16 protein-coding genes and 1 pseudogene are annotated in these 10,000 nt (G+C 59.2%); 13 read left to right on the forward strand and 4 right to left on the reverse strand.

Features of this window, described 5'->3' with window-relative positions; translation table 11 throughout:
• From LDL37_RS09780 to LDL37_RS09800, 6 genes are all read left to right on the forward strand, one after another.
• Nucleotides 1–899: TonB-dependent receptor (locus LDL37_RS09780; RefSeq protein ID WP_290797408.1), on the forward strand; the 899-nt coding region annotated here is incomplete at its 5' end.
• 278 nt (nt 900–1,177) lie between these two features.
• Nucleotides 1,178–2,095 carry a hypothetical protein gene (locus tag LDL37_RS09785; protein WP_290797410.1) on the forward strand — a complete coding sequence of 306 codons (918 nt, stop codon included), beginning with the start codon at nt 1,178–1,180 and terminating at the stop codon, nt 2,093–2,095.
• Nucleotides 2,096–2,145: 50 nt separating this feature from the next.
• On the forward strand, nt 2,146–3,129 hold the full coding sequence (locus LDL37_RS09790; RefSeq protein ID WP_290797413.1) for a nucleoside hydrolase: 984 nt from the start codon (nt 2,146–2,148) through the stop codon (nt 3,127–3,129).
• A 51-nt stretch (nt 3,130–3,180) separates the two neighbouring features.
• The gene (locus LDL37_RS09795; RefSeq protein ID WP_290797416.1) at nt 3,181–3,447 is read left to right on the forward strand and encodes a type II toxin-antitoxin system ParD family antitoxin; all 267 of its coding nucleotides are present in this window, start codon (nt 3,181–3,183) and stop codon (nt 3,445–3,447) included.
• Nucleotides 3,447–3,581 (forward strand): type II toxin-antitoxin system RelE/ParE family toxin, encoded by a 135-nt coding sequence (locus LDL37_RS16455; RefSeq protein WP_366509236.1) that lies wholly within the window; start codon nt 3,447–3,449, stop codon nt 3,579–3,581. The genes LDL37_RS09795 and LDL37_RS16455 overlap by 1 nt, the downstream gene beginning before the upstream one ends.
• An 89-nt stretch (nt 3,582–3,670) precedes the next feature.
• Nucleotides 3,671–3,892 (forward strand): type II toxin-antitoxin system RelE/ParE family toxin, encoded by a 222-nt coding sequence (locus tag LDL37_RS09800; protein ID WP_290797419.1) that lies wholly within the window; start codon nt 3,671–3,673, stop codon nt 3,890–3,892.
• 55 nt (nt 3,893–3,947) lie between these two features.
• Here the strand turns inward: LDL37_RS09800 and LDL37_RS09805 are convergent, their stop codons facing one another.
• The 4 genes from LDL37_RS09805 to LDL37_RS09820 all read right to left on the reverse strand — a co-directional run bounded on the left by LDL37_RS09805 (nt 3,948) and on the right by LDL37_RS09820 (nt 6,059).
• Nucleotides 3,948–4,349: an argininosuccinate lyase gene (locus tag LDL37_RS09805; RefSeq protein ID WP_290797422.1), complete on the reverse strand. Its 402-nt coding sequence runs from the start codon at nt 4,347–4,349 to the stop codon at nt 3,948–3,950.
• 244 nt (nt 4,350–4,593) lie between these two features.
• A complete protein-coding gene (locus tag LDL37_RS09810; RefSeq protein ID WP_290797425.1) occupies nt 4,594–4,926 on the reverse strand; it encodes a hypothetical protein in 333 nt (110 codons plus the stop codon).
• Nucleotides 4,927–5,733, reverse strand: coding sequence for a flagellar type III secretion system pore protein FliP (fliP, locus tag LDL37_RS09815; protein ID WP_366509237.1), 807 nt, complete (start codon nt 5,731–5,733; stop codon nt 4,927–4,929).
• Nucleotides 5,733–6,059 (reverse strand): flagellar biosynthetic protein FliO, encoded by a 327-nt coding sequence (locus tag LDL37_RS09820; protein ID WP_290797427.1) that lies wholly within the window; start codon nt 6,057–6,059, stop codon nt 5,733–5,735. The genes fliP and LDL37_RS09820 overlap by 1 nt, the downstream gene beginning before the upstream one ends.
• A gap of 137 nt (nt 6,060–6,196) precedes the next feature.
• Here LDL37_RS09820 and flgB point away from each other — a divergent pair, with 137 nt between their 5' ends.
• From flgB to LDL37_RS09855, 7 genes and pseudogenes are all read left to right on the forward strand, one after another.
• Entirely contained in the window at nt 6,197–6,610 is a 414-nt protein-coding gene (gene flgB, locus LDL37_RS09825; protein WP_126420420.1) for a flagellar basal body rod protein FlgB, read from the forward strand.
• Between the two features lie 16 nt (nt 6,611–6,626).
• Nucleotides 6,627–7,049, forward strand: a complete 423-nt coding sequence (gene flgC, locus LDL37_RS09830; protein WP_290797432.1) for a flagellar basal body rod protein FlgC — start codon at nt 6,627–6,629, stop codon at nt 7,047–7,049.
• 11 nt (nt 7,050–7,060) lie between these two features.
• Nucleotides 7,061–7,369 carry a flagellar hook-basal body complex protein FliE gene (locus LDL37_RS09835; RefSeq protein WP_290797435.1) on the forward strand — a complete coding sequence of 103 codons (309 nt, stop codon included), beginning with the start codon at nt 7,061–7,063 and terminating at the stop codon, nt 7,367–7,369.
• A gap of 103 nt (nt 7,370–7,472) precedes the next feature.
• Nucleotides 7,473–7,736 carry a flagellar biosynthesis protein FliQ gene (fliQ, locus tag LDL37_RS09840; protein ID WP_107870319.1) on the forward strand — a complete coding sequence of 88 codons (264 nt, stop codon included), beginning with the start codon at nt 7,473–7,475 and terminating at the stop codon, nt 7,734–7,736.
• A 42-nt stretch (nt 7,737–7,778) separates the two neighbouring features.
• Nucleotides 7,779–8,585, forward strand: a complete 807-nt coding sequence (fliR, locus tag LDL37_RS09845) for a flagellar biosynthetic protein FliR (RefSeq protein ID WP_290797443.1) — start codon at nt 7,779–7,781, stop codon at nt 8,583–8,585.
• The gene (gene flhB, locus LDL37_RS09850) at nt 8,586–9,653 is read left to right on the forward strand and encodes a flagellar biosynthesis protein FlhB (RefSeq protein WP_290797446.1); all 1,068 of its coding nucleotides are present in this window, start codon (nt 8,586–8,588) and stop codon (nt 9,651–9,653) included. It begins immediately after the preceding gene.
• Nucleotides 9,654–9,725: 72 nt separating this feature from the next.
• Nucleotides 9,726–10,000 (forward strand): annotated as a pseudogene (locus LDL37_RS09855) (hybrid sensor histidine kinase/response regulator); the annotation flags it as partial.

Below are 10,000 nucleotides of genomic sequence, written 5' to 3' on the forward strand. Positions count from 1 at the left end.
ACCCCAGCGTTCACCTGAACTGGAACGTGACGGACAAGCTGAAGGCGCGCTTCTCGCTGAACCGCACGGCTTCGCGTCCGGACTATGACGATCTGCGTCCGAACTTCACCTATTCCGACTCGAACCAGACGGTTTCGGGCGGTAACCCGGACGCCAAGCCCGAAAAGCAGACCGGCTTTGACGCCTATCTGGAATACTATGGCGACTCCGCTTTTGTGTCGGCGGGCTTCTTCTACAAGGACATTCAGGACGTTCTGTTCAACCAGTCGGCCACGTTTGGCTCTGACATCCTGAATTCGGGCACCACCAACCGTTCGGACTATATCCTGACCACCCTGCGTAACGGCGGTGATGGTAAGCTGTCGGGTGTGGAACTGTTCACCTCCTACAGCGCGGAAAAGCTGGTCGAAGACCTCGGCTGGTCGGACTGGCTGGGCGGTTTCGGTGTGAAGGCTTCGGCCACGCTGGCGGACTCGGAAGTCACCCTCCCGGCCTATAATGTCGGCACCAAGGCTTCGCCGATCATCGTTCCGGCGCGTAAGGCTGACCTGCCGGGCACGTCCGAAGGCGTCTATAACCTTCAGATGATCTATGAAAAGTACGGCCTGACCGTGCGTCTCGCCTATCAGTACCGCACGGCCTGGATTCAGGATATCGGCGGCTACACCATGGTTGGCGGCGTGGCGGTGCCCTCCGATAACGGCGACATCTACTGGGACGACGATGAAGAAGTCGATCTGTCGGTGCGCTATCAGATCAACAAGAATCTGGAATGGTTCTTTGACGGATCGAACCTGCGCAATCAGGGGGCCCGCCGTTACGGCACGGTTTCGACCAATCCGATCGAGTTTGAACGCTTTGGCCCGCGCTACGTCGCCGGCGTGCGGTTCAACTTCTAAAATCCTCAAGGGTGGGGGAGGCCGAAAGGCCTTGATCCCGGAAAACGCCGCTCCTGACGGAGCGGCGTTTTTTTTTGATCCTCCGCCCGGTTTTTTGTGTAATTCATCACCGATCCTTAAAGTGTAATCCTCTGAAAATATCATTATTAAACATAGGCTTAAATCCATATGGCGGCTTAACGGAACTGACGGATGCTCTTAGGCCTGCGCGTAGGGCAGGGCTTTGCGTCCCTCGCCTTTTGCGCTAGGGTTGCGAACTCTGAAAGGGAGGGGATGTTATGAAGCTGTCTGTTGATTTTGCCTTTGCGGGCATCGAAATCATCAAGAAGAATCCGCTGGCTGTGCTGGTCTGGGGTCTGGTCTATCTGGTGGTCAGTGTGGTGTCGTCGCTGCTTATAGTGGCGGTGGCGGGGCCGGCCCTGACGGCGCTGCAAAACTATCAGACCGCGCCCGATGCCGACCCGATGCAGGTGTTCGGCCATCTTGGGGCGCTTGTGCCGGTCTATCTCATTGCCGGTGTTCTGGGGCTGATCTCTTCCGCCATCATCCAGTGCGCCGTCTTCCGCAGCCAGTTGCGGCCGGGTACCGGTGGTTTTGCCTTTTTGAAACTGGGGGGCGATGAGTTTCGGCAAATACTGGTCGGCATTTTGTGGGCGCTGGCGTTCGTTCTGTTCTACATCGTGTTCGGCATTGCGCTGGCCATACTGATCGGGATTGTCTCCATGGTGGGCCAGTTCAGCGAAATTTTGGCCGGAATTCTGATTTTTGTTCTGGTCGTTGGCGGCATTGTCACCTTTCTATATATCGTCAGCCGCTGGTCGCTGGTTATGGTGCAGTCTTTTGCCGAAAGGAAGATCAATATTTTCGGCAGCTTCAAGCTGACCCAGGGGCAGGGCTGGAAACTGCTGGGCGGTTACCTTCTGCTGGGTCTGGTGATGATTGTCATTATGATCATCGTCTATAGCCTGGTCTTTGCGCTGGTGGTCGGGACCAGCGGCGGCTGGATGCAGGCGATTACGCAGATGAGCCGTCCGGACATGAGTTCCGTCGCGGCTCTGATGACGCCTGTCTTTTTCGCACAAACCCTCGTCAGTAGTCTGCTGATGGGCGGCTTCTATGCCCTGATCTACGGGGCTTCGGCAGCGGCCTACAGCGCCCTAAGCGACAAGGGCACGCGCTCGGTCGAAGTGTTCTGACCTTGATGTGAGGGCGGTCGCACGATAGGCTTGCCGCAAAGGAGCCTTGCATGTTCGACCGTCGCACCCTGCTGTTATCATCTTTGGCGCTGTCGGTGGCGGGGCCTGTGACCGCCAGGACGCGCAAGCCTGTGCCGGTGATTTTCCATACCGACATCGGCGGCGATGTCGATGATACCTTCGCGCTCCTCTACCTGTTGCGGCGGCCGGAACTGGCGCTCAAGCTAGTGGCCACGGATGCGGGCAGCCCACAGTACAAGGCCCGCCTGACGGCCAAACTGCTCACCCTGGCCGGGCGCAGCGACGTGGCCATTGCCATGGGTCGTCCGAAGGGCGAGGAGACAGGCGCACAGGCCGAATGGGTCGGAGATTACCGACTTGAGTCCTATCGCGGCGTGGTGCGCAAGGACGCCGCTCAGGCCATGATCGACACGGTGATGAACTCACCCGATCCCGTGACGATCATCAGCGTCGGTCCGGCCACGGAACTGGCCGAAGCCTTGCGGCGCGAACCGAAGCTGGCGCAAAAGGCGCGCTTTATCGGTATGTTTGGCTCGGTGCGTATCGGCTATAAGGGCGTTGCGCCGGCCGATGCCGAATATAACGTCAAGGTCGATCCGGCGGCGCTGCGCACGATCTTCGAGGCCGACTGGCTCAGCTGTGCAATTACGCCGCTCGATACCTGCGGTCTGGTGACGCTGGATGGCGCCGACTGGCAAAAGCTGTGGCAGAGTCGTGATCCCTTCGCCGTGGCCTGTATCGAAAACAGCAAGGTGTGGCTGCCCAATGCGCCGTGGATGGCCAAGGATTTTGACCTGACGAAGCAAAGCTCGGTGCAATTCGACGCTGTGGCGGTCGAAATGGCCTTTGATGAGTCGAAACTGGTGATGGAGACCCTTCCGCTCAGCGTGTCGGATGAGGGGATGACCCTGATCGACCCCGCCAAAGGCCGCCCGGTGCGCGTGGCGACGCAGTGGACCGACCTGCCCGGCTTCAAACGCCAACTGGTCGAGGGGCTGACGCGCGGCGCTTGAGGGCGGCAGCCGGCGATGTTACTATCAGTTAGTAACAGATAGGAGCTTGCCGTGCCGACCTCGGTTGCTCTCAGCCCGCACTTTGAAGCCTTTATCAAGGCGCAGATCGCCACAGGCCGCTACAACAATGTCAGCGAGGTGATCCGCGAAGGCCTGCGCCTGCTGGAAGACCGCGAGCTGGAGAAACAGCGACAACGCGAAGCCTTGCGCGCTGAGATCGCCAAAGGGATGGAAGGGCCGTTTATTCCTGCCGAGCAGGTGTTTGATGAGGTCTTTTCCATGCTCGATGACATGGAAAAAGATCGGGACCGCGCGTAATGCGCGTCACCTTTTCACCTATGGCCCGAAATGATCTGAGGGAGATTGCGCGGTACATCGCACAGGATGCACCTGGGCGGGCACGGACGTTTACTCTGGAATTACAACAGAAAGCGCTGAGGCTAGTATCGTGAATTTGAAGTTCGCTTCATTTTGGTATCGAAAACCGGGCGAACTTCAAATTCGAAAACGATACTAGATACAATAAGTTGCTAGTGTCCTGTTGAATCTGAAATTCGCCAGAGAGCGATATCAAGCCCATGCGAATTTCAGATTCAGGACACTAGGCGAGAATCCGCGGTCCGGCGCAGCCAGATATGAATTGGGGCAGGGCGTGCGGTTCCTGTCGCACGGCAACTACAACATCTATTATCGCATCGGCGAAAACGTCGAAATTCTGCGCATCCTGCACGGTGCGCGGCAAGTCGGTGAAGACGATATCTGACAGGCGTTGGTCGATAAGACCGACGCCTGTTCAAAAAAACACCCGTTGGCCCGTCTTATTCGTAGGTGGCCCAGGTTTCGCCGGTCTTGCGGCTATAGCTGATCGCGATGCTTGAGACTTCGCACAGGTTGAAGTTTTCCCATTCCGCCGACTCGCCGTCATCATAGACGACCTTGAGGTCCCACAAGCAGGCCTTTTCCTTGCGGCTGAAGGTGATGTCCACCCTGGCGTTGTTGGGCAGCACATCCTCTTCCATCACATCCTCGTCCCAGCTATCCGACTTGCTGGGCGACACATAGACTTCGGAAATCGTGTAGCCGGTATGGTTGATCAGCGTGAAATTCTGCTTGCCCTGAGCCAGAGCCACGGTGGTGGCCAGCATATAAACAACGAGGGCCGAAAGCGCGGCCATCAGCCACAAAACACTCTGGCGGCGCGTTTGAGCATTTGAAAACATTGAAATTCTCCCGAAAAAATTTAGTCGAAACGCAAAAAAACAGTCTCGCAGCGTTCAATCGCCGCGATCCGGTTAACTTTATTTATAACGGCTTTTAACGAAGTGACCGTAACATAGTTATCACAGTTCGACCGTCACAGACAGGCAACAACTTCCCAAACCACAGTCTGGCGCAAAACTCAGGATGGGGGCGGTGGCAAGACCTGCACGGCTACACGTGTCGCCCGTAAAAGTTAGGCTCCATTCAGTTAACAATGGATGTGTCCAGCCGGGGCGTATCCTTGAGGAGGCCATTGAGGCGGTTACGCATCATCGAGAAGGTAAAGCCAAATCCCGGCAAGGTCGTCAGTAATATCCACCAGGGCGGGTTTTGGGGGTCGAGCATCCAGATCATAAAGACCAGTATCGGCACGCTCACGATTTGTATGAGCATGAGGGCATAGCCGCTCAGCAGGGCTTTGCGAATGGCGATGGCTTGCGCCTCGTCCTTCAGGCGATAGGCCGGTCGATGCCGACCGTGCCGATAGAAGAGGGTGTCCTGACCCAGTCGCTCGAATTTATCGTCGATGAATTTCATCTAACCCCCCGCGCCCCCGGTCTTGGTAAAGCTCTCGACCAAGGAACCGCACACCAGCCGCCAGCCATCAACCAGCACGAAGAAGATCAGCTTGAACGGCAGCGACACCACTACTGGCGGCAGCATCATCATCCCCATGCTCATCAGCACCGAGGCGACCACAAGGTCGATCACCAGAAACGGGATGAACAGCAGAAACCCGATCAGAAACGCCGTCTTCAGCTCCGAAATCATAAAGGCCGGCGTGATGACCGTGATCGGCAGGTCCATATTGTCCTTGGGCTTTTCGACCTTGGACAGGCGGATAAACAGGTTGAGATCGCCCGCATCGACCTGAGACAACATAAAGGTCTTGACCGGTTCGGAGGCCGCATCAAAGGCCTGCGGCATTTCCATCTCCTGATCCATCAGCGGGCGGATGCCGGCATCATAGGCCGCCTGATAGGTGGGGGCCATCACCACCGCCGACAGGAACATGGCCAGCGAGATCAGCACCGCATTGGGGGGGCTCTGTTGCAGGCCCAGCGCCGTTCTGAGCAGGGACAGCACCACCACGATGCGGATAAAGGAGGTGGTCATGATGACGATAGACGGCGCCAGCGACAGGACGGTCAAAAGCCCCAGCATCTGCACGACGCGCGCCGTCAGGGTGCCGCCTTGCCCCAGGTCGAGATTGACCGATTGCGCCAGCACGTCGCCGGGGAAGATCATCAGGGCGAAACCGAGAATGCCGCCCAGCAGGGTCAGGGCATAGTCGCGTTTGCGCATCGGCTTGCCGAACTGACGAAAAAGGTCGGGCATCCGCATCACAGCACCGGCCGATTGACGGTGGGCGCAGGGGCGGGGGCGGGTTTTGGTTTGGGCGCGGGCAGTTGGCGCGGCTCGATCAGTTCCTGACCTTCGCCCAACAGCAGCAGGCGCTCCTCATCATCGACGCGCACCAGCACCAGACGCCGTGCCGGATCGAGGACAAGGGTTTCAACAACGCTCAGGCGGCGCTCCCCGCGCTCTCCCTGAAAGCGCGCCAGCAGTTGCGGTGCATAGCGGCGCAGGGCGTAGGCGAGGCCCAGCACCAGCCCCAGAACGATGGCCAGCGCAAAGGCCGCCCGCAACAGACTTAAAAAGACATCCATCGGGCCAACCCCTCCATACGCGACCACCGCCCCGATATGCAGCACAAGGTCTTAAAGCCTCATTAACCAACAAGGGGGCATATTTTGCCTGCCGCTCTGCATAGGCTGAGTCGCAGCGGACAGGTAAGGCATCGCGCATGAGCACGGAAAATATCGGCCTCCTTGGGGCGCTGAAAGAGAAGATGACCTGGCTGGGTCAGCGCCAGAAGCTGGTGGCGCAGAACGTGGCCAATGCCTCGACGCCGGGTTTCAAGCCGCGCGACCTCAAGGCGCTCGATTTTGCCTCCGTCCTCAAAGGGCAGCAGGAACAGACGGGGCTGGGCCTCAGCGTGACCAATGCCGGGCATATGAATGTCGAAGGCGGCGGGAGTTTCGCCCCCAAGGCGGTGGTTTCACCGGACTCCGAAACCACCATGGACGGTAATTCGGTCGTGCTCGAAGAACAGATGCTCAAAATGGCCGAGAGCCGCATGCAGTATGAGGCGGCTCTGGGCTTTTACCAGAAGTCTCTGGGCCTGATCCGCATGGCGGGCAAGGCACCGGGTAGATAGAGGCTAAGGGCGCATCATGCCGATCAACAAAACCACCGACACCCATCCCACCCTTTCGGTCGCCGCCAGCGCGCTCAGGGCGCAGCAGGCGCGGATGCGGATTATCGCGGAAAACATCGCCAATGCCGACTCGACCGGTCAGACGCCGGGTGCCGACCCTTATCGCGGCAAGATTCCGGTGTTTGAGGCAGCCAAGATCGACGGCGCCATGGGCGTCAAGCTGGCGGCTGTGCGGCCCGATGAGACGCCGTTTGAGGTGGAGTACGACCCCAGCCACCCGGCCGCCGACGCCAATGGCTACGTCAAACGCCCGAACGTCAAAAGCCTGATCCAGAGCATGGACATGCGCGACGCGCAGCGGGCCTATGAGGCGAATCTCAATGTCATCGAGACGACTCGCTCTATGGAGCAGAAGACGCTCGATATCCTGAAGCGTTAGAGGCTGGATAAATGAACCCCATGCTCGTCGCCAAGGCCTACGGGGCCGTTCAGAAGCAGGTCTCCGGCCTGCACGAAGAGGGCTCGCGCACGCACGACGTGGGCGCGTCTTTTTCCAAGGTCCTGAACGGGGCCATGGAACAGACGCTGAAATCGACTCAGAACGCCGAGTCGCAGATGATCGCGCATTCGCAGGGCAAGGCCGAACTGATCGACGCGGTGACCGCTGTAGCCACCGCCGAGGCGTCGCTGGAAAGCGTTATCGCCATCCGAGATCAGGTCATCAGCGCCTATCAGGAAATCCTGAGAATGCCGATCTGAAAATAGTGATTGGGCCGTCGTTAACGACAAATTAACCACGCTATCGGCAAAATCTGCCCAGCGGATCGGTGGGGTCCGTGGCTTAAAGTGTAGGGCGATTTTCATGACCGGTACGGAAGTTCTCAGCGTCGGACGCGATGCGATCTGGCTGACCATTCAGCTCTGTGCCCCGGTTCTGATTGTGGGTCTCATCGTCGGTGTGGTCATCGGCCTGTTTCAGGCCCTGACCCAGATTCAGGAACAGACCCTGATCTACGCCCCCAAGATCATCGCGGTCTTCGTGACCCTGCTGCTCGTCTTGCCGCTGATGGGGGCGCTGTTGTCCGGCTTCATGAAGGAAATCGCCACCAAGATCGCGGGCATCTGACGCGCTGTCTGAGCGGCAAGAATCGCGTCATAGGTGGCGGTTATGATCCCCGTTACGCCCGCTCCGGATTTCCCGACCGAAGTCACCTCCTTCTTCGGTACGTCGCAGGTGGTGTTTACCGCCATGCTGATCTTTGTGCGCGTGGGGTCGGTGGCGATCCTCATTCCGGGGCTGGGGGATCAGGCCGTGCCGCCGCGCATGCGTTTGTCCTTTGCCTTTGTCTTCACCCTGATGCTGGTGCCGGTGGTGCAGTCGCAAATGCCCGCCCTGCCGCCCAAGCTGGGGGCCATGGCCGGGCTGATCATCCATGAGGCGGTGATCGGCCTGATGCTGGGGATGCTGATGCGCACCTTTCTGGGGGCACTGGCCATTGCGGGGGAGGTGGTATCGCTGCAAACCACCCTGTCCTTTGCCCAGACCGCCAATCCGGCGCAGGCCCAGCCCTCAACCTCGATCGGCACCTTTCTGGCCATGCTGGGGCTGGTGCTGATCTATGCTACCAATCTGCACCACCTGTTCATCGCGGGGATGCGCGACTCTTACTGGGTGTTTCCGCCGATGCGCCCGGTGATGGTGGGCGATGCGACGCAATTGATGATCCGCACGGTGGGCGATACCTTCATGCTGGCCATCCAGATGACGACGCCCATCCTGGTCTTCGGCCTGATTATCAATGTCGCGGCCGGTTTTATCGGCCGCATCATGCCGGCCTTTCCCATCTTCTTCGCGGTCACCCCGGTCAGCGTTCTGCTGGGGCTGGCCATCTTCGCCCTCAGTCTGGGCGGCACCGGTCTGGTCTTCCTTCAGCATTATGAGGAGTTCCTGCGCCTCTTTGTAAGAGGTGCTTAGGTGGCAGACGAAGGCGAAGACAAGACAGAAGAGGCCTCGGCCCGAAAACTCGAAGAGGCGCGGAAAAAGGGTGACGTTGCCAAATCCGCCGACATCCCTCAGGCCCTGTCGCTGATCGCGGCGTGCGCCTTGGTCATGCTCTATGGCGACAAGATCGCCCTGTCGCTGACCGAGACGTTGCGCGTATTCGTCGCTGCGCCACACCTGTTGCGCGACTCGCTGATGGGGGATGGCGGTCTGACCATCGCCAACCACCTGATGGGGCAGGTCCTGCCGATCATCGCCCTGATCCTGCTGGTGGCCGGTGCCGCCGGGGCCATAGGCAGTCTGGCCCAGACCGGCCTTATGTTCAGCACCGAAAAGCTCAAGCCCGACTTTTCCAAGCTCAACCCCATGGCGGGCTTCAAGCGCCTGTTCGGTGTTGATGCCCTGATCCAGTTCGCCAAGACGGTGATCAAGCTGATCGCCGTGGGCGTGATTACCTGGATGATCCTCAAGGGGCGGGCGGTCGATGTGGCGGGTCTGGCCGGCGCGTCGCCACTGATGGTGCTGCCCTATGCCAAGGAGGTGTTTTTCTCACTGGCGGTGGCGGTGTGCCTGTTCATGGCGCTGGAAGGCGGGGCCGATTACTTCATCCAGAAGTTCCGCTTCTCTCAGCGCATGAAGATGACCAAGACCGAGGTCAAGGACGAATACAAGCAGACCGAAGGCGATCCGCACGTCAAGGGCCGCCTGAAGCAAATCCGCATGGAAAAGTCGCGTCAGCGCATGATGGCCAATGTCCCCAAGGCGACGGTGGTGATCACCAACCCGACCCACTACGCCGTGGCCTTGCGCTATGATGAGGAAACGCCCGCGCCCCTGTGCGTGGCCAAGGGGGTGGATACGCTGGCCTTGAAAATCCGCGAGGTGGCGGGCGAGCACGACATTGCCATTGTCGAAGACCCGCCGCTGGCGCGGGCGCTTTATGCGGCCATCGACGTCGATGAGATCATTCCCGAAACGCATTTTCAGGCCGTGGCCAAGATCATCTCCTTCGTCATGGTGCGCAAGCGTCGGGGATTTTAGAGCGATATGTCGGCTCAGGATTCGCAAATTAGGTTAAACTCCAGCGATTCGTTTTGGTGAGAGGTTTTCGCCTTGTCTTCGTCGCCCGCCCAAACATCGGCTCATACGCCCGCTGCTGCGCCCAAAAACCTGCCGGAGCGGTTGCGCGACTTTGCGTCGCCTCTGGCCCTGACGGTGGTGGGGATCATCGTGGTCTGCGCCTGCGCCGCCTTCTGGTTCATTGCGGGTGAGTTGCCGGTAGGCGTGGTGCTGACCATCCTCGTCATCGTGATGGGGGCAGTGGTGTCGGTGGCGCTGTTCGCCTTCGGGCACGACGATGACACGGGAGCCCAGGGGCCGGGCGTCAC

Source organism: Asticcacaulis sp. (assembly GCF_020217185.1).
GTDB lineage: Bacteria > Pseudomonadota > Alphaproteobacteria > Caulobacterales > Caulobacteraceae > Asticcacaulis.

Bases quoted from the DNA above. Each gene is read 5' to 3' on its own strand.
- LDL37_RS09785 (WP_290797410.1), top strand. From the start codon at position 1,178: ATGAAGCTGTCTGTTGATTTTGCCTTTGCGGGCATCGAAATCATCAAG.
- LDL37_RS09790 (WP_290797413.1), top strand. From the start codon at position 2,146: ATGTTCGACCGTCGCACCCTGCTGTTATCATCTTTGGCGCTGTCGGTG.
- LDL37_RS16455 (WP_366509236.1), top strand. From the start codon at position 3,447: ATGCGCGTCACCTTTTCACCTATGGCCCGAAATGATCTGAGGGAGATT.
- LDL37_RS09805 (WP_290797422.1), bottom strand. From the start codon at position 4,349: ATGTTTTCAAATGCTCAAACGCGCCGCCAGAGTGTTTTGTGGCTGATG.
- LDL37_RS09810 (WP_290797425.1), bottom strand. From the start codon at position 4,926: ATGAAATTCATCGACGATAAATTCGAGCGACTGGGTCAGGACACCCTC.
- fliP (WP_366509237.1), bottom strand. From the start codon at position 5,733: ATGCGGATGCCCGACCTTTTTCGTCAGTTCGGCAAGCCGATGCGCAAA.
- LDL37_RS09820 (WP_290797427.1), bottom strand. From the start codon at position 6,059: ATGGATGTCTTTTTAAGTCTGTTGCGGGCGGCCTTTGCGCTGGCCATC.
- flgB (WP_126420420.1), top strand. From the start codon at position 6,197: ATGAGCACGGAAAATATCGGCCTCCTTGGGGCGCTGAAAGAGAAGATG.
- flgC (WP_290797432.1), top strand. From the start codon at position 6,627: ATGCCGATCAACAAAACCACCGACACCCATCCCACCCTTTCGGTCGCC.
- LDL37_RS09835 (WP_290797435.1), top strand. From the start codon at position 7,061: ATGAACCCCATGCTCGTCGCCAAGGCCTACGGGGCCGTTCAGAAGCAG.
- fliQ (WP_107870319.1), top strand. From the start codon at position 7,473: ATGACCGGTACGGAAGTTCTCAGCGTCGGACGCGATGCGATCTGGCTG.
- fliR (WP_290797443.1), top strand. From the start codon at position 7,779: ATGATCCCCGTTACGCCCGCTCCGGATTTCCCGACCGAAGTCACCTCC.